Source organism: Actinokineospora terrae, from assembly GCF_900111175.1.
Lineage (GTDB): Bacteria > Actinomycetota > Actinomycetes > Mycobacteriales > Pseudonocardiaceae > Actinokineospora > Actinokineospora terrae.
On the sequence record NZ_FOGI01000006.1, the window covers coordinates 56,694 to 78,228 of the forward strand.

At 69.4% G+C, this 21,535-nt stretch carries 23 protein-coding genes and 1 pseudogene; 6 read left to right on the plus strand and 18 right to left on the minus strand.

All coding sequences use genetic code 11. The features are described 5' to 3' along the window. Positions 1-659: 659 nt before the first annotated feature. Together BMY07_RS14270 and BMY07_RS14275 are read right to left on the minus strand one after the other, a co-directional pair. Positions 660-2,393 carry a vWA domain-containing protein gene (locus BMY07_RS14270; RefSeq protein WP_092778486.1) on the minus strand — a complete coding sequence of 578 codons (1,734 nt, stop codon included), beginning with the start codon at positions 2,391-2,393 and terminating at the stop codon, positions 660-662. Between the two features lie 68 nt (positions 2,394-2,461). Beyond that, positions 2,462-3,613 carry an AAA family ATPase gene (locus BMY07_RS14275; RefSeq protein WP_092778488.1) on the minus strand — a complete coding sequence of 384 codons (1,152 nt, stop codon included), beginning with the start codon at positions 3,611-3,613 and terminating at the stop codon, positions 2,462-2,464. 905 nt (positions 3,614-4,518) lie between these two features. Between BMY07_RS14275 and BMY07_RS14280 the strand changes: the two genes are divergently transcribed. Further along, on the plus strand, positions 4,519-5,013 hold the full coding sequence (locus tag BMY07_RS14280; RefSeq protein WP_092778490.1) for a winged helix-turn-helix transcriptional regulator: 495 nt from the start codon (positions 4,519-4,521) through the stop codon (positions 5,011-5,013). 52 nt (positions 5,014-5,065) lie between these two features. On the opposite strand, the gene BMY07_RS14285 is transcribed toward BMY07_RS14280, so the two are convergent. The 13 genes from BMY07_RS14285 to BMY07_RS14345 all read right to left on the minus strand — a co-directional run bounded on the left by BMY07_RS14285 (position 5,066) and on the right by BMY07_RS14345 (position 16,433). Beyond that, positions 5,066-7,984, minus strand: a complete 2,919-nt coding sequence (locus BMY07_RS14285) for an AfsR/SARP family transcriptional regulator (protein ID WP_143073477.1) — start codon at positions 7,982-7,984, stop codon at positions 5,066-5,068. Positions 7,985-8,049: 65 nt separating this feature from the next. After that, complete coding sequence (locus BMY07_RS14290) at positions 8,050-8,415, minus strand: hypothetical protein (protein ID WP_092778493.1); 366 nt, start codon at positions 8,413-8,415, stop codon at positions 8,050-8,052. Between the two features lie 51 nt (positions 8,416-8,466). Next, complete coding sequence (locus BMY07_RS14295) at positions 8,467-8,838, minus strand: pilus assembly protein TadG-related protein (protein WP_092778495.1); 372 nt, start codon at positions 8,836-8,838, stop codon at positions 8,467-8,469. Positions 8,839-8,891: 53 nt separating this feature from the next. After that, positions 8,892-9,386, minus strand: a complete 495-nt coding sequence (locus BMY07_RS14300) for a TadE/TadG family type IV pilus assembly protein (protein ID WP_143073480.1) — start codon at positions 9,384-9,386, stop codon at positions 8,892-8,894. A gap of 6 nt (positions 9,387-9,392) precedes the next feature. Then, the gene (locus BMY07_RS14305; RefSeq protein ID WP_245782384.1) at positions 9,393-9,788 is read right to left on the minus strand and encodes a TadE/TadG family type IV pilus assembly protein; all 396 of its coding nucleotides are present in this window, start codon (positions 9,786-9,788) and stop codon (positions 9,393-9,395) included. Between the two features lie 62 nt (positions 9,789-9,850). After that, positions 9,851-10,039, minus strand: coding sequence for a hypothetical protein (locus BMY07_RS14310; protein ID WP_092778497.1), 189 nt, complete (start codon positions 10,037-10,039; stop codon positions 9,851-9,853). A 47-nt stretch (positions 10,040-10,086) separates the two neighbouring features. Then, positions 10,087-10,980: a type II secretion system F family protein gene (locus tag BMY07_RS14315; RefSeq protein WP_092778499.1), complete on the minus strand. Its 894-nt coding sequence runs from the start codon at positions 10,978-10,980 to the stop codon at positions 10,087-10,089. After that, a complete protein-coding gene (locus BMY07_RS14320) occupies positions 10,977-11,888 on the minus strand; it encodes a type II secretion system F family protein (protein ID WP_092779080.1) in 912 nt (303 codons plus the stop codon). Before BMY07_RS14320 ends, BMY07_RS14315 begins: the two co-directional genes overlap by 4 nt. After that, positions 11,876-13,327: a TadA family conjugal transfer-associated ATPase gene (locus tag BMY07_RS14325; RefSeq protein ID WP_092778501.1), complete on the minus strand. Its 1,452-nt coding sequence runs from the start codon at positions 13,325-13,327 to the stop codon at positions 11,876-11,878. Before BMY07_RS14325 ends, BMY07_RS14320 begins: the two co-directional genes overlap by 13 nt. Continuing rightward, complete coding sequence (locus BMY07_RS14330; protein WP_143073481.1) at positions 13,324-14,145, minus strand: CpaE/TadZ family protein; 822 nt, start codon at positions 14,143-14,145, stop codon at positions 13,324-13,326. Before BMY07_RS14330 ends, BMY07_RS14325 begins: the two co-directional genes overlap by 4 nt. Before the next feature lie 38 nt (positions 14,146-14,183). Then, positions 14,184-14,894, minus strand: a complete 711-nt coding sequence (locus tag BMY07_RS14335) for a hypothetical protein (protein WP_092778505.1) — start codon at positions 14,892-14,894, stop codon at positions 14,184-14,186. A 100-nt stretch (positions 14,895-14,994) separates the two neighbouring features. Beyond that, positions 14,995-15,735 (minus strand): hypothetical protein, encoded by a 741-nt coding sequence (locus BMY07_RS14340; protein WP_245782385.1) that lies wholly within the window; start codon positions 15,733-15,735, stop codon positions 14,995-14,997. Positions 15,736-16,004: 269 nt separating this feature from the next. After that, positions 16,005-16,433 (minus strand): hypothetical protein, encoded by a 429-nt coding sequence (locus BMY07_RS14345; protein ID WP_245782386.1) that lies wholly within the window; start codon positions 16,431-16,433, stop codon positions 16,005-16,007. A 420-nt stretch (positions 16,434-16,853) separates the two neighbouring features. Here BMY07_RS14345 and BMY07_RS14350 point away from each other — a divergent pair, with 420 nt between their 5' ends. After that, a complete protein-coding gene (locus BMY07_RS14350; protein WP_092778509.1) occupies positions 16,854-17,477 on the plus strand; it encodes a prepilin peptidase in 624 nt (207 codons plus the stop codon). A gap of 23 nt (positions 17,478-17,500) precedes the next feature. Here BMY07_RS14350 and BMY07_RS14355 read toward each other — a convergent pair whose 3' ends face one another. The 3 genes and pseudogenes from BMY07_RS14355 to BMY07_RS36195 form a co-directional block, all read right to left on the minus strand. Then, positions 17,501-18,013, minus strand: coding sequence for an NUDIX domain-containing protein (locus BMY07_RS14355; RefSeq protein WP_092778511.1), 513 nt, complete (start codon positions 18,011-18,013; stop codon positions 17,501-17,503). Continuing rightward, positions 18,001-19,017, minus strand: coding sequence for an NsdA family TPR-like regulatory protein (locus BMY07_RS14360; RefSeq protein WP_245782387.1), 1,017 nt, complete (start codon positions 19,015-19,017; stop codon positions 18,001-18,003). The genes BMY07_RS14355 and BMY07_RS14360 overlap by 13 nt, the downstream gene beginning before the upstream one ends. A 15-nt stretch (positions 19,018-19,032) precedes the next feature. After that, positions 19,033-19,203: pseudogene (locus BMY07_RS36195) on the minus strand (helix-turn-helix transcriptional regulator); the annotation flags it as partial. Positions 19,204-19,662: 459 nt separating this feature from the next. Between BMY07_RS36195 and BMY07_RS14365 the strand changes: the two are divergent. The 4 genes from BMY07_RS14365 (at position 19,663) to BMY07_RS14380 (ending at position 21,224) form a co-directional block, all read left to right on the plus strand. After that, entirely contained in the window at positions 19,663-19,914 is a 252-nt protein-coding gene (locus BMY07_RS14365) for a hypothetical protein (RefSeq protein WP_092778515.1), read from the plus strand. Positions 19,915-20,036: 122 nt separating this feature from the next. After that, on the plus strand, positions 20,037-20,378 hold the full coding sequence (locus BMY07_RS14370; RefSeq protein ID WP_092778517.1) for a hypothetical protein: 342 nt from the start codon (positions 20,037-20,039) through the stop codon (positions 20,376-20,378). Between the two features lie 61 nt (positions 20,379-20,439). Beyond that, a complete protein-coding gene (locus tag BMY07_RS14375) occupies positions 20,440-20,844 on the plus strand; it encodes a hypothetical protein (protein ID WP_092778519.1) in 405 nt (134 codons plus the stop codon). Then, a complete protein-coding gene (locus BMY07_RS14380) occupies positions 20,841-21,224 on the plus strand; it encodes a helix-turn-helix domain-containing protein (protein ID WP_092778520.1) in 384 nt (127 codons plus the stop codon). Before BMY07_RS14375 ends, BMY07_RS14380 begins: the two co-directional genes overlap by 4 nt. The last annotated feature ends 311 nt before the right edge of the window (positions 21,225-21,535 follow it).

The window sequence follows — 21,535 nt, forward strand, 5'->3', positions numbered from 1 at the left end:
TCCCGCGTTCGAGGTGCTCGCCGAGGTCGGCCCAGCACAGCCGGGGCACCAGTCGAGCAGCCACCACGACTGTCCGGGGGTTGTGTGATCGGGGATGAAACGCCACGCATGTGTTGTTGGCGGGTCGGTGACGGTGATCAGGTCGCCAGGAACCGGCCCGGTGCGGGTGGGGTAGGTGCGGTGGGGGTCATCGGTGACGACCACCGCGTCCACGGGTACTTGCAGGGTGGCGGCCACGATGCGGGCGACACGGGCGCGGCGCGCCCATCGGTCCCACGTTCGGGGGGTGTCGTGGCGACCGTGGAACCCGTCGGGGTTGGTGGTGCGGTGGGTGTGCGCAGCGTGGACCGCGCGTTCGGCAAGTCCGGGTGTGGTCATCGTGATCTCTCGGTTTCGTTGGGAAGGCTTCAAGGCGCGGCGCGAGCCTGGGTGTCACGGTGGGGTGCGACCGTGAGTGGGCGCCAGAATCACAAGGGACTAAGTCGCGGCGTGGCAATTGGGTAGTCACGTCCACCCAAGTGCGTCGGCGGCGTGCACGGGAAGATCCCCGAGCCGACCGCCGGATTCCCAGCCATACAACGGGTGGATCAGTGGGTTGCGGCGTGCTCGGCGTCGTCGGGTGTGGAAACGGCCGGTTTCCGGGGCACGCCCCGGGGTGGCTAACGGGCGGCGCGAAGTGCGGCGGTGGCGGCGCGGCCGATGGCGTGGGCGGTGGTGTCGGGGTCGGTGAGCTGGTGCACGGTCACGCCTTTGAATGGCTTGTCGAGCTCATCGGTGGTCAGCCACAGCACAGCGCATCCGGACGCGCGCAACCGTTCGACTCGCTTTTGTCCGCCGTGGCGCTCATGGGCGAGGAAGTGTCCATCTGAGATGATCACCAGCAGGCGGGCGGCACCGGGTCGGGACAGTCCTAGCGCGCCGTCGAGTGCGTCGGTGGCCGTGGCGATGGCGTGGCACCCATCGTTGGCGGCGAACAGGGTGACCCGGGCGGGGTGAGTGCCGGGATGGGTTATGGGACGGACGTTGTGACCGAAGATCACGGTAGCGGTGGTGACATCCACAGTGGCGTGACGGCCGCCGTGGGCGAGAATCCACGCGGTCGAGGCGACCGCCTTGCGTAGGTGACCCATCGACGCGGACACGTCACAGGCCACGGCCAGTTTCAGCGGCGGGGCGGGCACCGTGCGTCGGGTGGTGCGGGTGAACGGTTCGGCGGTGACATCCGCACCGGCCGCACGTTGGGCATCAGCCGCCAACACCCCGCGCATGCGTAGCCGTCCGGGCGGGAAAGGCGACGTCGTTTTCACGGGCACCCGGTCGCGTACACCAGCGGTGGACAGGGCGCGCCCCAATACGCGAGCGGCGGCACGTTCGGCTGTGGTGGGCAGACGTGTCCCGGTGGTCGCGGTGAATCCCGTCCGCTTGGCGCGGACCGGACTCGAGAACACGGTGCGCGCGGCCTCGTCCGCAGCCTCGCGGGCGGCCTCTTCGTCTGCTTGGGCCGCCGCCGCGATGGCGGCGGGGTCGGGCGGTGTTTCGGCGGCCACGGCCGCCGTCACCGTCGCGGCGGCGGCCGTGATGGCGGCGGCCAGTCCCGACAGCCCCGCCGCCGTGCCGGACGGGTCGGAGTCCCTGGGGGTCGGATTGTCGGGATCGGTGCCGATGGCCCGACACCACCGCCGCGCGATGTCGATCATGGTGTCGGCGTCGTCGTCGCCGGTGGCCAACGCTTCCCGCCACAACCCGCGCAACTCGTCCAACAGCGGCGCACCGAGAATGGTCTCGACCGCGTCCGCGACCGGGGCGGTTTCGGCCGTGGTCAGGATCCCACCGTCGACCCGGGCGAGGATCAACGCCGCAGCGCGCGCGGCGTCGGCCGTGGTCATGCGCGGCGCCCGCGTGGGGTCGGTGGCGGCGGTATCGTCGAGGATCAGGTTCACCGCCGATGCGCGCAACCACAACCGGTCATCGGGTCGGCGGCGGATGTGCGCGGCTTCCATGCGCGATTCTTCCAAAAGCATGGCGGCGTCGACGACGCCGGGCGGTGTGCCGTCGGGTGGTTCCCACACGCTGTGGGCGGCGTGGGCGCATTCGTGGGTCAACAACCCCCACGCCGTGGGATAGCGGCCCCGGTCGTATGGGTCGGCGGGGTAGACGGTCGCGGGGTCGACACCCAAGTGGACACCGTCGACTTCGATCAACGCGCGGGTCGGGTAGAAACATGCCGGGGCATCGCCACCGGCACCGGGCGCGATCGTGACCAACAGGTCGTCGCGGCCGGCGATCACGCCGACTTCATCGGCCAGCGCGGCGGACAGGGTCAGCCACTCGGGGCGGGCGGGAAACACGGCGGTTCCGGCAGCGTTGGGGTTGAGTGCCACATGCGTGGTCATCGCGGTTCGTCCTTTCAGGACATTGATGGGCGGGGTGTGGTCGTGGTGGGGATTGGATCGGGCGCGTTCTAGGCGCGGGCACCCAAAGCAAGGGGTTCCACGGTGGTACCGAACGCCGCGCATACCACGGCGGCCACGGCGTCCCTGTCTTCTTCCGGTGCGATCCCGACCAGGTTTCCGGCGGCGGCGTCCGTACCCAACGCGGCGGCTATCTTCTGATATGCCAGCAGTTCACGCAGTTGCGGCGCCCACCCGATCTCGCCTTTGGCCTGCTGGGTGGCCAGGTTCCGCGCCGCTTTCACCGCGCGCGGGTCGATCCCGAGTTCTTTGGCGAGATCGTAATCAGTGGATACCATGATCTGGGCGGAAAACCGTGACGCCAGGGCGTCCGACAGGATCGCCCCGTGCACACCCGGGTTGTGTCCGGCGACCACGTAGAACCCGGGGGCGGCGGTGACGATTTCCCCGCCGTTGGCCTTGATCACGATTTGCCTGCGGCCGTCCATCGCCGGGTACACCACCGCCAACACAGTGGGCGGGATGATCGTGGCATCGTCGATGAACAGCACCGCCCCCGCCCGCATCGCCCGGATCAATGGGCCGTAGATGAACACGTAGCGGCCGTCATCGGTCTTGGTGTAGTCGCCCACGAAGTCGGCAACCACCGTGTCGCCGTCACCGGGAACGGTTTCCAGGTCGGGGAAACTGGCCTCGATCACCGATGTCTTCCCGGTTCCGGGTGGCCCGTACATCAGCGCTGGAACCCCCGCGTCGCGTAGCCGCCGCAACGCCGTCACGTCCGGCATCCCGGACAACGTTCGCGGATGGTATGCCGCGCCGTTCGGGCGCGTGATCGGGCCGGACACGGGCACGGTGAGCGGCGCGGGTGCGGGCGGGGGCGGCGTGGGCGCGGGTGTCCCGTTCGGGCGCGGGCGCGGCGTGACGGGTGGGGCCGGCACGATGGCCCCCGCCGCCACACCGGCGGTCGTCGCGGTCGCCTGATAGGTGAGTGGCGCGGTCGCGGTGACCGCCGCGTGGCCCTGATCGGCCAACGTCTGTAGCGCGTTGCCGACCGCCCCTGACGACCGGCCGCCCAGCTGTGCGGCGATGACGCGCGGCGTCATCGGTGTACTCGACGCGTCGGCAAGTACTTTCGCGACCATCGCCCGTAACTGTCCGTTTCGCAGTCGGCCCGGCGTGGGTGGTGTGGGGGTGGTCATCGCGGTGGTCCTTTCATGGCCGCACTACAAATGGTGCGTATTGTCAGGGATGGTTCGCCCATTTCCGCGTTTCGCGTTCAGTGGACATGGCTCGCGCCGGGGGTGGTATTCAGTGGGTTTTCGTTTCCCTGGCGATGCATTAATTATTGCTCGATGTCGCACCGCGCGCAATAGGTTCGTCCGCCGATTTTCAAGACTCTTTTGCGCGCGATTTCCGCATGGCGATCAAGAATGGGCAACGCGGCGATGAGGGAATGATTATCGGGGCGGGTCGCGCGCATTCGATGCGCGCCGGCGACGTTTGCCCAGGTAGGGGAGTTGCGGAGGTCGACGATCCTGCGCCGGGCTGGCTTCTCTATTTGAAATAGAATGCCAATACCGATGTGACACGAAAGGTGAGACGAAAAATGAAAGATAGGCGGGAGAAATGGAGTATCGCCGATAGGTGGTCGACGGATCGGGGCGGGCCGACCGCGGACTTGCCCGCCTGCCGCCCGATGTGTTCACCGGCTTGCGGACAAGCCAGTCTGGGATACCGCCGGATCCCCCTGTCGGCCCGCCTACCTGCGCCTCCGGCGAAGCCGGGGGGTGGCGCTCTAGTGGGAGCCCCGGTCGGACCTCCCGTGGGATCCGCGATAGGACCCCCGAGTGGAAGTCACCGTGCGCGCAGTCGATCTCAACACTGCTACTGAGAGTAGTGTGATGCGAGCAGAAACATGATGGCGTTCTCATCCGTTTGGCGTAGCGTGTGAGGCTCGGCGCGCCCCGGTCGGGGGAGGCGAGTCGTGGCTTGCCCTTGGCGGAGGGCAGGTATGACCGCAACGGCGGGGCGTCCGAACAGGGGCGTGGCCGCACGACACGACGGGCGCGACCTGGGGGCGGGTCAGCGCACATGGGGAGGCGCGATGACGGAGCGGGACGAAAGGTTGCTACGCGGGTTGTACGACCTGAAGAATCTCTTCGGCGACAAGTGGACGGCCGCGATCCTGGTCGCTCTGCGGGACGGCCCGCTGCGTCGGGTAGAGATACTTTCCACGGTCAACACTTATTCCATCGACGAGAATTGGTCGGACAAACGTGCTGTTTTGCAGGATAGCATTCTTGCGCGGGCATTGAAGAAGATGCGCGAACAGGGCGTCATCGTCCGCGAGAGCTGCACGAAGACTTTTCCGCCGGAAGTCACCTACTCGTTGAGTCCTGATGTTACGAGCGTGTTGGCCCTGGCGGAACCCTTGATCCGCTGGGCGGAGGAGAACTCGGCTCTTCTCGCGCGGGCTCAGGCTCTCGGTAGGCAGAACGCGAACGCTGTGGGGTTTGGTGAGGTGACCGAGATAGGCGGGCACGCGACGTTCCCTACGCAGAGTCGCCGCCCGTTCCGCACAGAAGGCTCTGTCGGCTGACTCCTGCCGCCCTGCGCGGGGGGCTTGCTACCTGAAGGCTGAAGTGTCGAGGTCAGCCTGTGCTGGTCTGTCCTCGGCTTGCTTCCCACGGCGATGGGGACTCGTCGCCGCGGTCGTGTCGGTGGTGCAGCCGTGCGGCCAGTTCGACGGTGTGGTCAGTAGGGCGCTCGTCGATCTCGGCCAGGCGGGTGGTCAGCAGGGCCAGGGTGCGGCCGATGGCGTCCAACTGTCCGAGGTGGGCTTGCAACCGCATGATGTCGCGGTAGATGAGTTCGTTGTGCGGGTCGAAACTCCGAGCCATCTCCAGCAGGTCCATCGTCTGCTGTGGATCGTCCCCAACCATGGCGCGAGCGAGGGCTGCGACGGCATCGATGGCGTCGCGGCGGATGGCCTCGCGGACTGTTTCGATCCATTCGGAGCTTGTGCCGTCGGCCAGTGGGCCGGTGTAGCTGTCGACGATCACCCGGTAGGCATCGACTCGGTCCTGGTCGGTCGTGGCGAGGCGGCGGGCGGTGATGGCGGCGGCGAAGCGGTGGTAGTCGACCTCCACCAGGTCTGGGTCGAGCTGGTAGCGGCTCTCGCCGACGATGACCACATCGGAGACCGTGCCATTGGTGGCGGCGGTGACCGCGCGGCGCACCCGGCTTAGCGAGGTGTTGAGCACGTTGGTGGCCCGCTCCGGCGGGCTGGCGGGCCATAGGGCAGCGACGAGCGCCTCCCGACTGACCCCATCGGGATGCAGCGCGAGGAAGACAAGCAGTTCGCGGGTGCGCGGTGGGAACGCCGAGGTGACCTCCAGTTCTCCTCCCACGTTGGGCCGCCACCATGCCCGGGGCGGCCCGAGGACACTGATCCGCAGCGGGGTTGGGCTGCCTGCCGTGTCCGCGGGGCCGTGCGCCGCGTGGGTGGACACCGTGAGTGGACTCGGCGGGTCGACTTCGAGTCGTGGGTGCTCATCCGAGGCGGTCGGCGAAGTCGTATCCAGGATCTCCAGTGCGGTGCCGACCTGTGGCAGCGTGTTGTCCTCGGTCGGCGGTTCCACATCCGTGGGGCGAATGGGCTCCGTGGAATTGAACAACGGTCCGAAGCCTCCGCCATTGGGGTCGTTGGACCGGTCGGCGTGGTGCAGCAGGGCCAGTAGGTCGCCGGTGTGGTCGTCGCCGAGGCGGAACACCCGCGCGCTGCGGAGCGGTTCGCCGACGCCGGGATTGGTGGTGGAGATGATGCCGTCGTCGCGGACATAAGCGGTGACCCCGGGCGACCATTGGCCCAGCAGCAGCCCGGTCACCCCGACGCCGGACCCGTTGTCCAACACCGCCCGCAGCCGGGGCGTGTGTCGCGCGGGCGCGTTGGTGACCAGGATGAGCGGTGGGAACCGATGGCTCGTGCCCTGCCGGTCGCGGTTGAGCCGGACCAGGGTTTGGGCTTCCAGTTCGTCAAGGGCGGCGGCGAGATCAGCCACCACGCACAGCGCCGCGGGCAATGGAGCGCGGGCGGCGTTGCGGCCGAGTACCCCAACGAGGTCGGCGGCCGGGACGATCACGCGCGTCTCGCCACCGGCCACGGTGGTGACCAGCAGCGCGCGCACCGCGGCGGCGGCGCCCGCGCCGAGGAGCCCGAGGCCATGCGCGGCCGCCAGGTCCAGCGCGAGTTCCCGCCCGTCGCGCACGCCCACCGGCAGCACCGCCATTGAGCCGTGGCCCTCCCCGGTGCCCACGACGACCGAGGACCTAGCGGGTCGCAGTGACCGAGCAGGCGGGTCGTCGGGCTCCGTAACGAGGTCATCGGGGTCGGCGCGCAGGTGCGCGAGCCGCAGCCCGTAGACCACCGGGGCGACGGGCAGGTCGGTGCGGTCGCCGCTGCCGGGCCGGTAGCGGCGGCGGTGCCGTCGGCGGGCCACCAGCAGGGCCGCGCTGACCGCGGCGGCGAGCCCCAGGCCGACGAACACCTCTGCGCCCCACCGCACTCCCGCCTCGCCCCCGGCATCCTCGCGCACGGATGTCGGGGGCGAGGCAAGGTCATGCGGCGCTGGAGCAGACGTGACCGGGATGGTCTGGGGTGTCTGCTGGGCAGGCGACGGTGGCGCCGTGGAGGTGCTCGGCTGCGCGGTCCGGCTCGGCGAGGTGACAGGTTCCGGGGTGTGGGCGGCAGCGGGTGGGGTGGGCTGTGCGACGGGCGCGGCGGTGGAGGGCGGCAGAAGCATCTCCTCGCCGGGAAACACGACGCTGGGACAGGTCAGTCGACCACCACCCGGTTGGAACTTGCCCTTGTTGAGTTCGAAGATCTCCGGCCACCGGTTCCCATCGCCCAACTCCCGTTCGGCCATGCGCCACAACGAATCGCGCTTCCCCGTGGCGGGGTTGTAGGGCAGCACCACGGCCGACCGAGCCGCGGTGGACGGTGATGGCGTGGCCAGGACCTGGCGGGCCGAGGTGTGGGAGGCCAGACGAACCCTTTCAGTTGTGAAGGCGGAGGGCTGCTGTTGTGCGAACGCCGTCGCCAATACCGCAGGGCCCGCTCCGACCGAGGGTGTGCTCGCGGAGACCGTGCCGATGCGCTGTCCCAGCAAGGAGATCAGGATTGCGCCGACCAGCACAGCCGCAACCCGATGCACGGGCCCGGCAGTGGACAGGTCCGGCATTCGCGTGTCGCGAGCGATCATGATCGCGGCGCGGACTACGTCGAGGACGAACAGCCCCCACACCAGCCAGGCGGCGCAGGCAAGTACATCGAGCAGGAACCCGGAGGTCATCGGGCCCAGCAGCGCGCCCTCGATCTCCGTCCAGGACGGGACGTGGTCGGGCAGGGGCCAGCCGATGAACTGGGTCAGCGCCCAAGGCAACCCTCCCACCAGCGTGGCCATCACCGCCGCCGCGAGCAGCCCGCGCAGCAGGCTCGCGATCGCGGCAAGACCACGATGCCTGCGCCGCGGACGCGCCCTGCGGCGGGAGAGGTGTGCTCGTGTGCTCACAGGCGTGCTCGATTCGTCGGGACAAGGTCGACGCAGTGGGGTTTGCTTTGGCTCGACCAGGCGGCCTATGGCGCCGCGACCGGCTCCGTCGGGTCGAGGTGCCGGTCAGTGGCGGGTTCGGTCGAGGCAGCTCGCGGTTCGGCGGAGGTCTTCTTGCGTCTGCCGCCGCGGGCGGGTTTGTGGCCCGCGAGCCAGGCGGTGAGATCGGCGGACTTGAGGCCGGTGAACCCGGCGAGCTCGTCGAGGTCCATGATCTCCGCGGTCTCGGCGAGGACGTGGCCGAGTTCGCGCTCGACGCCTTCGAGCTGCTCGACGACCGTGGCCCGGTGTTGCGCGAGCTCGAAGACCTGCTGGGCCGCAGCGGCTCGTCGGGTGCTGCGGGAGGTGTCGGCGTCGGCGACGCGTTGCCTGATCTGCTCGGGTGTGGGCATCGGTGGTTCCTTCCGTTCGTCCCTGGGGGCGGGTTGGAGTGCTCAGCGCGGTCATCCGCGCTGGGGGTGGGCGCTTCCCTGGCCGTGGACCTGGAACGAGCCGATCCCCACCAGCCCGAGCAGTTGCGTGCGCTGCACCGCGGTGACCGTGACCGTGACGGTGTCATCGGTGACGGTCACGGTGCCGGTGGCGCCTTCGGTGGCCAGGTGGGCGTGGGCGTTGGCGACCGCCTGGGCGGGCACGAGGCGCAAGGTGCCGGTGCCGCGGTAGGCGGAGAGGTCGATGGCCTGCGCCCCGGCCCTCGCCGCGGACTCGGCCTGTCCCGTCGCCCGGACCTTGGCCGCCAGGGCGAGGCCGCCGTCGAGGGTGAGTCCGGCCAGGACGAGGATGCCGGTGACGAGCACGACGACGAACGCGGTCACCTGCCCTTCGTCCGCGCGCCACCATCCCCGCCACCGAGATGTGGTGGGGCGCTTCATGTCCGGGTCCCGGTGGTGAGGGTGGCGCGCCAGAGGTCGATCGGTTCGACGGCGGTGGCCTCCAGTTGTCGGTCGGGGACGCCGAGCAGGAGCGCGTCGCTGAAGTCGACCAGACAGGACACGGTCACCGCGACCGTCCCACCAGGACGCATCCCGCTGGTCGACGTGGTGACCACTAGGGACCGGCACATCACCCCGGCCGCCGACAACGCCGTAAACGCCGTCGTACGCGCGGCGGTGACCGCGGCGGCGGGGGTGCGTTCGAGGCTCGCCGCGCGGGCGGCCTGGTGGGCGGCGTCGTCGACCCGCAGACGCGCGTCCACGCCTCGGTGGACGACCACCCCGACGAACACCAGCAGCATGATCAGCAGCGGTGCGGCAATGGTGATCTCGGCGGACACCGAGCCCTCTTCGGCACGCCACCACGCCGCCCATTCCTGGTGTCGAAGCCGCTGTGCGGCAGGCCCGGTAGTGGTTGGTGGTGCGGTCATCGGGGGTCACCTGCCTTCCAGGTCGGGGACGACGCGTTCGACGGGGCCGGTGGCCTCGGCGTGCACCGGCAGAGTCAGAAACGGCACCACCGCGGCCGCGGTCCCGGTGACGCGCACCGACGCCGAGGTCGGTCCGCGGTCCGCGGCCACCGTGGCGTTGTCCAGTGGTCCGGCGGCGAGCTGGTCAAGCAGCTGTCGTGCGCTCGTCGCCCCGGCCGCAGCGGTGCCGTTCTGGGCCCGCGTGACGGCCAGACCCTCGGCGGCGGCGGCTTGCGCGAGGTGGGTGGCGTGCGACCAGAGCGCGAACTGCACGATCGCCAGCAACATCAGCAGCAACAGCGGGGTGGCGATCACCAACTCCGCGCTGACCGCCCCGCGATCTCCGCACAACGCACGCCGCACCCGGCCTGACCATTCACCTCGCCTTCGCCCGCGCACCGGGTTGCCGGTTTCCGGCGCGGGGGTCACATGGTGATCCCGGTGGCCTTCTCGGTCACTTTGTCCACGATGATCGCGATCACGGCGATCGCGGCCACCACCAACAAGGCGGTCACCAGGACGGCCTCGGTCGAGTACCCGGCCTCGGGCCTGCGGCGCAGCTGGTCCCAGCGGGCGTGCAGCACTGTCCACATCGCCTGGAGTTGGAGACGCATGATGATGTCCTTCCCAGTTGCACGCGAGCAGTGGCTCACGGTGGTTGTCAGAGTCCATTGAGGACCTGTGTGAGTGCGGGGTAGGTGATGAACGCGAGGAAACCGAGGAACAGCACCATCACCGGCAGGCTCAGCCGTTCAGTGGCGGCCTGGGCGGCGCCCTCTGCCTCGGTGATCTGGTGGGTGCGCAGCGACTGGGCCTTGGCCGCGAGGGACGTGCGAACCCTGGCGCCCTCCGTCCCGGCCAGGCTGACCGACGCGGCCAGCTCGGCGAGCTCGCCGACGTCGAGTTCCTCGCCGAGTTGCCGCAGCGCGGCCCAGGGGGTGGTGCGGGTGAGGCGGGCGGCGTCGAGGGCGCGGCCGAGTTGCTCGAACGCCCACCCCCGGCCCACGAGAACAGAGTCGCCCAGGGCGGAGTCGACGCCCATGCCCCCGGCCAGGGTGATCCACACCAGGTCCAGGTAGGCCGAGAGCGCGTGGCGGAACCCGGCCCGCAGCTTCGCTGCTTCGGCGCGGGCGTTGAGGTCCGGGACGAGGAACCCGGTCGCACTGAGCGCGAGCCCGGCCACGAGCGGGATCTGGATTCCGAGCCCGAACCCGGCGAGGGCGAGGACCGCGCCGGTTAAGGCCGGGAGCAGGAGCCCGGCGACGGCGAGGACTGCCTTCTCCGCCAAATGCACCGACACCGAGCGGCCCGCGACGGCGAGATCACGCGCCACTTTCCGCCCGGGAAGGCCGAGCGCGCGCAGGGTAGGGATGGCGGGTCGGCCCAGGCGCACGGCCCAGCCGGTGTCGTCGGTGGAAAGGATCGGTGCCGGAGCCGGGGGTGTGGTCGCGGCGGCCAGGACCGCGCCGAGCGCGGGACGCGGCGGGAACAGGTACACGGCCATCGCCCACAACCCTGCCCCCGCGCCCACTCCGAGGGCGACGTAGGTGATCACGATCGACCTCCCTGGATGCTGACGGCGACTGGTCGGGCCGGGTCGGAGACGTGCGCGGCGAGGAACCGATCGGGTTGCTCGACGCGCACGACTCGCGTCAGCCACGCGAACCCGGCGGCGAACAGGCCACCGATGCCGAGCAGGACGAGTTGGCCGGTGGCGGTGCCGTAGGCGGCCATGTAGTCGCGGTTGAGCACCACCAGCGCGGCGGCGAACACCAGCGTCGTGCCCACGATCACCCGCACCGAGGTGCGGGTGCGGGCGCGCCCGGCGTCCACCCGCATCCGCATCGCGGCGTGCCCGCGGGCGGACTCGGCCAGCGAGCCCAGCAGCTCACCCAGTGCGCGGGTCGGTTGCTCCGCGGCCAGCAGCAGCGCGGCCACGACGAGGTCACCGACCGGGTCGTCGAGCCGTTCGCCCAGGCGCCGCAGCGCGGTCGAGAGGCGCTCGCCGCCCTCGATCCCGGCGGCGAGCTCACCGACCTCCGCTTGGATCGCTGCGGGCGCCAACGGCGCCGACGCGAGCACGGCCTGCTCCAGACCCGCGGCGGCCGAGAGGGTGTCGCGCAACATCTCCGTCCACGAGGCGATGGCCTCGATCCGCGCCACCCGGCGGGCGTGCTCGGGGTCGCGGCCCAGCACCCGCGGCAGGAACCACGCCGCGAGTCCGGCCAGGACGGCGCCGACAACCCAGCCGGTGAGCACCCCGGTCACTACCCCGGCCGCGGCGGCGACCGCGACGCGGATGAGGCGCCGTTGATCGCCGGCCGTGCGGTCGCGGATCCTGCGGGGGCGGGGGGTGGTGCCGCGCCAGCCCAGGACGATCAGCAGGACCCCGAGGCCGGTTCCGATCCCGAGCAGGGCCGCGGCGGCGGTGCTCGGCCCGAGGGTGAGGTTCACGGCGTCCACCACCCGTCGGGGTCCTCCAGCAGCTCAGGATCGAAGCCGGTCTCGATCAGGTCGTCGAGGGTGTCGCTTCGCAGCGCGCCCGCCACCGGACGGGCCCTGCGGTCGCTGCCGGGGCGGTAGACCTCGTTCGAGACCACCTGGGCCCCGTCGGCGCCCACGACCTCGCGCACCGAGGACACCACGCGGGTGCGGCGGTCCTCGGCACGAGCGAGGTGCACGACGAAGTGCACGCTGGAAGCGACCAGGAGATTGGTGGCCTCCAGAGGAAGCCGCTCGGCGCCCTGGGCGGCGTAGGAGGCCAGCCGGGTGAACGCGATCCGCGAACTGGAGGCGTGCAGGGTGGCCATGCTGCCGTCGTTGCCCTGGCTCATGGCGTTGCACATCGGGATGACCTCGGGGCCGCGGATCTCCCCGACGATCACCCGGTCCGGAGACATCCGCAGCCCCCAGCGCACGAGTTCGGCCTGGGTCACCTCGCCCGAACCCTCCACATTGGGCTCGCGCGACTGGAACGCGGTCACGTCCGCGTGGATCTCCGGGTCGTGGTCCAGGCCCAGCTCGAAGGCGTCCTCGACGGTGACGATCCGCTCCAGCGGCTCCATCTCGGCCGCGAGAGCGCGCAGCATCGTGGTCTTGCCCGCCCCGGTGCCACCGGTGATCAGGACGTTCTTGCGCGACTTGACCAACGCTCGCAGGAACGCCTCCAGGCTCGCGTCGATGGTGCCGCCGCGTCGCAGCTGCGCGAGGGTGGCGGTGAGGTAGCCGTGGCGTCGGATTGACAGCGCGGTCACCCCGCCCGCGGTCAAGCCCATCACAGCGAACAAGCGTTCCCCGCCGGGCAGTTGCAGGTTGACCGCCGGGGAGCCCTGGTCGAACCGCCGCTCCTGGCTCGACGCGCGCGCCGCCAGCAGCCGCACCAGATCGGTGAGTTCGTCGTTGGAGGAGGCGATCGGCCCGACCCGGGCTCGGCGGCCGTCGCTGTACTGGACGAACACCAGGTCGAAGCGGTTGGCGTTGATCGTCTCCACGTCCGGGTCGTCCAACAACGGCTGCAGCCCGGCCAGGCCGAACAGCTCGGCGACGACCTCGTCCACGACCCTCTGCTCGGCCTCGCGCGGCGGCAGCTGCCTGCCCGCGGCCAGCTCGTCCTCGGTGTGCGCGCGCAGCGCCTCGTCGAGGATCACTTGCGCCAGCTCGCGGCGGGCCTCGGGGGTGGCGGCGGCTCCGGTGTGCTCCGACTGCTCGGCCACCCGCTGGGGGAGTTCCGTGCTCAGCCGTTCCCGGAGGGCCCGGCGCAGCCGCACCAGCGTCGCGGGCGAAGTGGCTTCCCCCTCGATGTCCCACCCGAGGTCGGGAGGCTGGTCAGGCAGATCCGATGTGGAGGAACCGTGTTGGCGGAGTTGGCGCACCACCGGGTGGCTGTCGGTTGGATTGGTCATGCCTGCTGCCCTCCAGGGTGTGCAAGATCGACGTCGCGAGCAGAGCCGACGCGGGCCGCGTCGACGACGGCTGCGGGGGATACCGCCGGGTCTTGGTGTTCCCGCGGTGGCGTCGAGGTTTCGTGGCGTGCGGCGAGTTCGGTGGCGAGGTGGAGCGCGAAGCGCCCCAACGCCGACCGCCCTGGGCCAGTGCGCCGCCAGCGGGAGCTGCCTCGCTGTCCACGGAGGACGGCCGCGCCCTTCGGATCGTGCGGCACGCGGCCCCATGGGGGAACGTCGAGTTCGCGGGCGACCTCGGTGGTGGAGTAGCCGTCGCCGACCAGCAGCAACATCGGGTTCGGACTCCACCTGCTGATCACGGGCAGCCAGCGGGGCAGGTGCGCGAGCTCGTCGGCGCCCGCGCCGGTCAGCAGCACGACCGCGTCGCTGGCTCGCACGATCGGGAGCGCCGGCGAACCCGGGTCCAGGCGACCGCAGTCGACGACGACCACCGTGTCCGGCTGTCCGGCCGCGGCGCGCAAGCCACCCAGTCCGCTTGCGGGGTCGGGGGCCAGCGCCGTGAGGGCCGCGCGGGCCTGCTCAGCGTCCGGCGGGGCCGCGACCACCGTCAGCCCACCGGGGAGCTGTTGGGTGTGCCGCCACACCAGGTCCGGGTCGTCACCGGCCCGGCGCGCGGCGGCGACCCACGACACCAATCCCGGGGTCGACAACAAGGAGAACCGCAGGGTGAGGTCCCCACCGGACGGATCGGCCTCGACCAACACCGCCCTCGCCGCAGCGGGCCAGCGGGCGGCCACGGCCGTAGCCAACGTGCTCACACCGGGCGAACCCTTCAACGACAGCAACGAGACCAACATCAGCTGCCCCCCGCCGCGAGCAGCACGATCGACACCTGACCGGCGGGCACCGCCGCGACCTGCCGGGCCGCCGTCTCCGACAGCTGCACGGACACCACCGTGTCCTGCCCGTTGAGTTGGGTGTTGACGCTGGTCACCACCGCAGGCCACACAACACCGCCCGAGCTGGGTGGGGTGCTCGCCGTCCCGGACGGGCCGGGTACGAACACCACCGACACCCGGGCTCCGGGCGAGACCTCGGCCGGGAACTGTCCGGGTTTGAGCGCGAGCGCGGCGATGCCTTGTCCCGCGGCAGGGACGGCGGCGGCGCCGACGTCCTCCGGGGTGAGCAGCGCCCCAGCCGACAGGCTCGTGGCCATCGGACGGCCGAGCACCGCGGCCGCCTGGTCCACCGGCACGACCGCGACGCCGGGGTCCACTGCGACGTTGACCTGCCGCAGATCCTGTGTGGCCAGGACCTGTCCGACCGACACGGCGCGGGCCAGGGCGAGCACGGGCTGGCGGTCGCCGGAGCGCAGCGAGATCAACACGAATGCACCGACGCAGACGAGCACGAGCAGCACCCCGAGCAGCAGGTACGGGACGCCGCGGCGGCGGCCCGGGGTGCGCAGCCGCGAGGCCGCCGACTTCTTCCCGTTCTCCACCCACCGGCCATCACCCGCCTTCGCGGACCTGCCGGAATCGGAGCGGAATGTGGTGTTGGCAGACATGCCGAACCTCCAGAAGGCATGGGGGTAGCCCGCCGCGACGCCGACACCGGCGCGCGGAACAGAGAGCAACGTTTACGTGCGGAGAGTCAGACCGTGATGGTCAGCCGCCGCCGTTGTTGAGCACCTGAGACTCGGCCACCCGGAACACCGCAGTCCCAGTCGTGGTCAAGTCCGGAAAGACCCCGCCCTGGCCCGCCCCCGACCAGGAAACCCGCCAGTGCACCGTCGCCGACACCACATACACCTGCCCCGGCAAGCTGGTCGACGAACGCCGATAGACGTGACCACAGGTCGGCGACGCCGCCCTCGGGTCACCGCCAGCCTGGTAGGACGTGCCGGGACCGGTGCACGTGACCGTGGAGCCGTCGCCCATCACCCAGGACACCGAGGTCGGCGTCGCGACCGCGGTCACCGACACCCCCGGCACCGACGCCGTGGCAGACACCGGCCGCCAGCTGCCGGTCAGCCACAGCCACGTCGGCAGGTTCACCAGCTGCTCACCCGTGGGGCTCGCCGCGATCGCGGGCGAGGGCAGCCGCAACTGCCGGCGCGCGACCCGCGACAGCTCCGCCGGGGACGGCAACAACGCCTCGCCCGGCGCCTGGCCGTCAGCCATCCACACCGGGGACCGGTACATCCCGTGCGCCACACCCTCGGTGTCGCACGTCCACACGTACCACGCACCCGCGCCCTGACCCGGCTGCGCAGCCCTCGCTACTGCGGGGCGCGGCATCGCGGCCTGGACGACTCCACCGAGTGCGACGGGACGGTGGTAGGCCGCGCTGATCACGCCACCGGCCGGAGGCTGGAAGTCGCTACGCACGTACGAGCAGTTGGCCACGCTGTTACCGCCGCCGCTGCTGGTATCGCCCGACCCGCCCTGCCCACCACCGCCAGCGCCGGCACCCGGGCGATGCGGGGTACCGCCGTGCCCAGACGACCCACCCGGAGACCCACCGCCGCCATTACTGCCCGCCTCCAGCTCACACGCGGGGGTGGGGACCTGTCCGCAGTCAGTGCTTCCCCAGCCGGTGTCCGCCAGCGCGGGCGAACCAGTCCCGACAAGGGCGAGCGCCGCGATGCCAGCGATGATCGATAAGCGCTTCTTGGTCAGCATGTCCCCACCTCGTGAACGCCGTAATCAGAGATCTTCCACGAGCCGTCAGATTGCTTCTCGGCGATCGCGTTGATCGCGTGCCGTCCGCCCGGCTCCTTGTCCGCGAGCTCCCCGGTGTCGGCCCGGTATTTCAACCAGTTCGTCGAATCACCGCAGTCGGACACAATGATCTTCTTCGGTTCCGTCGCGGGCTCTACCGAGGACACGGTCGGACTCAGCACCGGCTCGCCCTTGGTCACCAGCCCGTTGTAGTGATCGGCGTACAAGCCCCGCGACAGGTTCGTCAACGCGACCCCCGTCGCATGCACCCCGAGCTTCACCGACTGCCAATCGGAGGTGTGCCCGGCCTCCACGAAGTCCGCCCACATCCCTCGATAGGCGGCCAAAGCGGCCTCTTTGGCCTGCTCGGCCAGCGGCACCATTGAATCGGCCTCCGTGGTCGATGAGCTCGTCGCAGTGGGTCCAGGCACCCTGGACGACGGGCTGGTTGAGCCCCCAGGACTACACGCCACCAGGGCTGCGGCAGTCAGCAACCCGACGGTCACGCGGTCGCGCCAAGATCGAACCATCCGTCGTGTCACAGGTGCACCGATCCCTTCCGAACGATCCCTTTTGACTCACCGACCATAGGTTTACACCCCGACCCCCGGCAGACGGGAAAGTCGGAATGTGCTGACTTTGAAGTCGGTATGCCACTCCCTCGCTCTAGTTCACCCGCTTGGACTAAAGTCGCTCGCGACCACAACTTCTGTGCGTGTTACTCACGGCGACCGGTTCGCCAAACTGGAGCCAAGACAGCTACAAGGAGTGATAGGCGGTAAGAGGCATTGACTTCCACAGAAATGATTGCTTCCTGGGCGGCGCTCGGCACCGCGAGCGGCGGTGCGCTCGGCGCGATGACACGAAGAACGCTGCGAACACGAGCTTTCGGATGGCGAGCCTGGATAATATCGGCCGTCCTGACTGGGATCCTGTTCGCCGCGTTGACCTCGCGGATTGGCCAGGACCACGTCTTGCTGCCCTTCAGCTACCTAGCCGCTGTGCTCGTCCCTCTTGCGGCGGTGGACCTGGCGGAGCGACGGCTGCCAAGCGCGATGCTCCTACCCAGCTACGCCATCCTCGGGGCCAGCCTGACTACTGTCGCCGTCCTCGACGCCCGGTATGAGAGTCTGGCAAGGTCGTTGATCACCATGGCAGCACTCGCTGCGGCCTACCTCGTGCTAGCGCTGGCAACAGGAGGCTTGGGAGCAGGCGACGTCAAACTCGCAGGTCTCCTGGGTCTCGCCCTTGGCTGGATCAGTTGGCAGGCCGTGCTGACCGGCACCATCCTCGGCTGGCTACTGGCAGCGACCGCCAGGCTGGCGCTCCGTGCATCCCGGCGAATCGAGCGTGATACGCCGACTCCCCTCGGCCCACACCTAGCTCTGGGAGCCATAGCCGCAGTGATCTTTACCGGCATGGGTTGAGGCTTTGACGGCGACCAGCGCCTTCAGCAGGTTGCCCGGCCCTGGTGCTCGCAGTACGCCGCAGTTGTGGAGTCGAGTGCCGCGTTGGCGCGTAGGAGTCGGTCGGCGAGGGCTGGTCCGAGCATGGTCACCGCCTTGGCGATGCCTACAAAGGCGAACTCGCTGATCTCTGGGTCTTTGATCTGGAGGTCGAGCACGTCAGCGGCTGACAGTTGTCCACCGTCGAACACGAAGGCCAGCAAGTCGTCCCACGGACCGTCCGGCGGGACCCAGTCGAGCGCGAGCAGCCGACCCGCGGTCACCTCGAGGCCGAGTTCTTCGCGCAGCTCACGCTCCGCCGCGCTCCGAGGTGCTTCATTGCTTTCGACCATGCCGCCCGGCAGGTCCCATCCGTCTTTGTATGTCGGGTTGACCAACAAGACGCTCCCCGCCTCGTCCCGGATGATCAGGTCAGCGGCCACCCGCTTGCGTGCTTGGCGCGCGTTGCCCTCCGCGTAGTAGGCGAACCGAGCCTCGTCCTCACCTAGATCGGCCACGCCTCGTCTATACCAGACCTCTGGGCGCCCGTCACACTCGCTGCGGCTGCCAGAAACTCGGCGCGTTCGGCTGAGACCGGAGCACCTCGCAAGGCCATACCCAACGCACCGAGCTTGGCCACGGCACGACCGGACTTCAGCGAGCCCGCCGCGGCGCACACCTCGGTGCCCACCATCGCGGCCTCCTGGGAGCGGGCTGTGCGGACGAGCACCGCGGCCAAGGTGATCCGCGCGAAGACCAGGCTGCGAACGCGGTCATCATTGGACCGAAGTCGGATCGCCTCTCGCGCGCTGGCCTCGGCTTCACCGAGCTCTCCGAGATGGAGGAAACTGAGGGCGGCCTCGCTGGCCAGTGCGCCTTCGTCAAAGCCCGCGATCCACCGAGCATGCCCACTACCAACGGCTAGATCCAGCGACCGTTGCGACGCGTCGAGTGCCTCTATACAGGCCGCACGATCACCCAACTGGGCTAGGGCGCGAGCCCTCATGGCATGGAGCCGCGCTTCCAGTCGAAGAGCGTCCTCCGCGGCGCGCACCCGCTGCAACCCCTTCTCCGCCATGCGCATACCGTCGACCGGCTGACCGTGCTCGACAGCCAGGTGCGCCATAGAAGCGCATGCGTTGGCCGTCAGGGCATCGTCATCACCGCCCAGCGACAAGCGGAGTGCCCGGTCGAAGTAGCCTCGTGCGGCTTGGTCGTCACCGGTGTCGTGGGCCATCCATCCCGCGATGCCGGTCACCGACGCCGCTGCCGCGAACAGTTGTCGCGCAGAAATACCAGCGGTGGAAACGACGAGCTGGGGCGCGACTTGCGTCGCCAAGTACGTCGACACCGAGCCGTACAGAGCGCCGCCACCGAGCCTGCGGTCGGCAGTCTGGATCTGTTGAGTCGCATCATGGATGCGCTCCACAACGTCCCCGCCCGTCAAGGGGTGAAACACCACTGACCCGACATTTCCTAGATCGAAACTAGCCTGAGAAGGGCCAGCTTCGAGGAGTGCCACCAGGTCGTAAAGTGGCAGCGTCAGCGCGTCCGCTAGTCGACGCCGGATCCCCGGCGTGGGTACCTGGGCGCCCAGCTCCCACCGCGCTACCGTGGAGCGCTCTACCCCCAACGCCTCAGCCAAGGTCTCCTGTGTAAATCCCATCGCAACTCTGCGCTGAGCCAATGCACGCCGTCGCGTTGCCATGACATCCCCATCCCCACGCCGATGCCCCGATCGTGCCACATTTCACGACGACGTCGCCAGGGGGCATCAAGGCGCTGAACTGGGACAACAGCCCCTCGGCACCACCGAAGCCCGACAAAGTCAATCTGATTCACCCGAATGAACTATCCGATCAACACCAGCGCCCGCAGAACCGATGCCCGGCAGCACCCATGGCCAGGGAATCTCGGTCTGACATGGCAATTCTCGGGGACACACCGAGGGCATGGGTCCAAAGTCTTCCGCGAAGAATGCGTTGCGGCGATAGCGACGCCACAAGGACGCCACAACGTTGTTGCATTGCCGCTCTGTCGCGACCGCGACCGTCGTCCTAATTTGGTGGACACAACACGGGGCGCCGTCACGGTCCCACGAGTTGACAACCGATCAATATCAACGTCGCGTGGATTGGCTACGCGGCAGAAGTGTGAGGCTCCACAAATGTATGCCCCAACTCTCGATGTCTACGCGAAGGTCACCACCGGCTGCCCGATCTCATACGAGACCACCACCGCGGGCGAGACCGAGTTCACCCTCGGCGGCCGCATGAACGGAGCCGTGGTGCTCACCTTCACCGGCGCCACCCTCCACGACTTCCTCGCCGTGGCCACCAAGGCGACGACGGCGTCCGACCAGCCCGCGACTGCCGAGTCCCCGTCGGACGGGGGCATGAGCGCTCACCACGCCGAGTAGGGCGCTGAGGTGGTCCTCGCCCGGCCTGCTTGCCGAGCTGGGCGAGGACGTCTCCTCGGCTAGGTTCCGGCGCTACGTCGTCGGCCCGCGTGACCTCTGCGAGAGGCCGGAGGAAGTCCTTCATGCCCCCGACAGACACGGTGGCGGTTGCCGCCTATCCCGAACTCCAGCACCTGATCGACGTCCGTGACGCAGGCTGGGTGTTCAGCCCCACCCTCGACGACGACGGCGTCACCCAGATCTACGGGTTCCGCCACTGGCCCGGCGGATGGATCGACCTGCTTGTCATCCACCACTCCACCAACACCGCCGCCGCCCGCGCCACCCACGACGGCGGCCTGGTCTGGAACCGGACCGGAACCCTCGTTGACGTCATCGACCAACTCGTCGACCTACCCGACCCACACGACCCTCTCGCCCCGCGGCTCGTCATCGGCCGCGTGCCGACTCTCTGGACACCGTGACATGCCGACCACACAGCAAGCCCACAATTGGAGCGAAGTAGCCAGCACCATCCAGCACCGCATGACCACACTCGGCCTGAGCGAACGGCAACTCGCCGCGCGATCCCGGGTCTCCCTCACGACAGTCAAGGAACTCGCCCGCAACACCGCCCAACGGCACCGCCATCACCTCACACTCTCGCGCCTGTCTCGAACTCTCGGGCTCGATCTCGACCACCTCAGAGAACTGGCCGACCAACCCGCCTTTGTGCCCGAACCTGAGCTCCAGGCGGAACTCGACCACGCCGACCTCACACCCCGCCTGCGCACCCTCATCCTCGACATGCTCGCCGGGACCCGCACCGAACTCCGCGAGGTCCGTGCCGAACACAACAAGCTGAAGCGTGCCGTGCAGACACAACTCGGCCACGTCGAAACCCTCATCGCGAACAGCAGAACCCTGTCCGCCAACACACCCGCACAATGAAGCAGCCGACCACAGGCTGGGCGGCAGTCGCACACGCCCTCGACACACGACTCCGCGAACTGCGCTGGCACCAAAACGAACTCGCCAGACGCTCCGACGTCTCCCAAGCGATCATCCGCGAACTGCAATACAACTCCATCGAACGCAACCGCAGCAAACGAACGCTGGAAGCCCTCTCCATCGCCCTCGGCTGGCACCCCGACCACCTCCACGCCATCCTCCACGGCACCACCCCGCCACACCCCGACGAATCCGAAGACGCCCCACACGTTCTGGCACCCCGACTGGACGCCATCGAACAACGCATGAACGCGATGTCCACAACACTCCACGACCTGCGAATCGACCTCGCTCTACTCCTGCACCACATCCGCAAGTAGTAGAAGCCGCACACGCTGCAGACCTGCTGCACGTCGCCGACCTCCTACGACTTGAGGCGCCGCAAGCTATCGGGAGGGGTGGCGACCAGAGTGGCCACATGTCCACGCAACGCACAGGTAGGCCCTGCTGGCAGGCCCTGACCCCGCAGACAGGCCCCGCCGAGGCGGCCTCACCCAAAGACAATCAGAGCGCACAGTCGAACCAGCGCCCGCGTGGCGTGATCGTCACCGGTGCCCGAGTCATCCCCTGCCAATGCCTGCGCCGCTGATCGCGGTCGCTCCGACACTCCAGCGGCGTGCGAGCCCAGGCC

Bases quoted from the DNA above. Each gene is read 5' to 3' on its own strand.
- BMY07_RS14270 (WP_092778486.1), bottom strand. From the start codon at position 2,393: ATGACCACGCATGTGGCACTCAACCCCAACGCTGCCGGAACCGCCGTG.
- BMY07_RS14275 (WP_092778488.1), bottom strand. From the start codon at position 3,613: ATGACCACCCCCACACCACCCACGCCGGGCCGACTGCGAAACGGACAG.
- BMY07_RS14280 (WP_092778490.1), top strand. From the start codon at position 4,519: ATGACGGAGCGGGACGAAAGGTTGCTACGCGGGTTGTACGACCTGAAG.
- BMY07_RS14290 (WP_092778493.1), bottom strand. From the start codon at position 8,415: ATGCCCACACCCGAGCAGATCAGGCAACGCGTCGCCGACGCCGACACC.
- BMY07_RS14300 (WP_143073480.1), bottom strand. From the start codon at position 9,386: ATGACCGCACCACCAACCACTACCGGGCCTGCCGCACAGCGGCTTCGA.
- BMY07_RS14310 (WP_092778497.1), bottom strand. From the start codon at position 10,039: ATGCGTCTCCAACTCCAGGCGATGTGGACAGTGCTGCACGCCCGCTGG.
- BMY07_RS14325 (WP_092778501.1), bottom strand. From the start codon at position 13,327: ATGACCAATCCAACCGACAGCCACCCGGTGGTGCGCCAACTCCGCCAA.
- BMY07_RS14335 (WP_092778505.1), bottom strand. From the start codon at position 14,894: ATGTCTGCCAACACCACATTCCGCTCCGATTCCGGCAGGTCCGCGAAG.
- BMY07_RS14345 (WP_245782386.1), bottom strand. From the start codon at position 16,433: ATGGTGCCGCTGGCCGAGCAGGCCAAAGAGGCCGCTTTGGCCGCCTAT.
- BMY07_RS14350 (WP_092778509.1), top strand. From the start codon at position 16,854: ATGATTGCTTCCTGGGCGGCGCTCGGCACCGCGAGCGGCGGTGCGCTC.
- BMY07_RS14365 (WP_092778515.1), top strand. From the start codon at position 19,663: ATGTATGCCCCAACTCTCGATGTCTACGCGAAGGTCACCACCGGCTGC.
- BMY07_RS14370 (WP_092778517.1), top strand. From the start codon at position 20,037: ATGCCCCCGACAGACACGGTGGCGGTTGCCGCCTATCCCGAACTCCAG.
- BMY07_RS14375 (WP_092778519.1), top strand. From the start codon at position 20,440: ATGACCACACTCGGCCTGAGCGAACGGCAACTCGCCGCGCGATCCCGG.
- BMY07_RS14380 (WP_092778520.1), top strand. From the start codon at position 20,841: ATGAAGCAGCCGACCACAGGCTGGGCGGCAGTCGCACACGCCCTCGAC.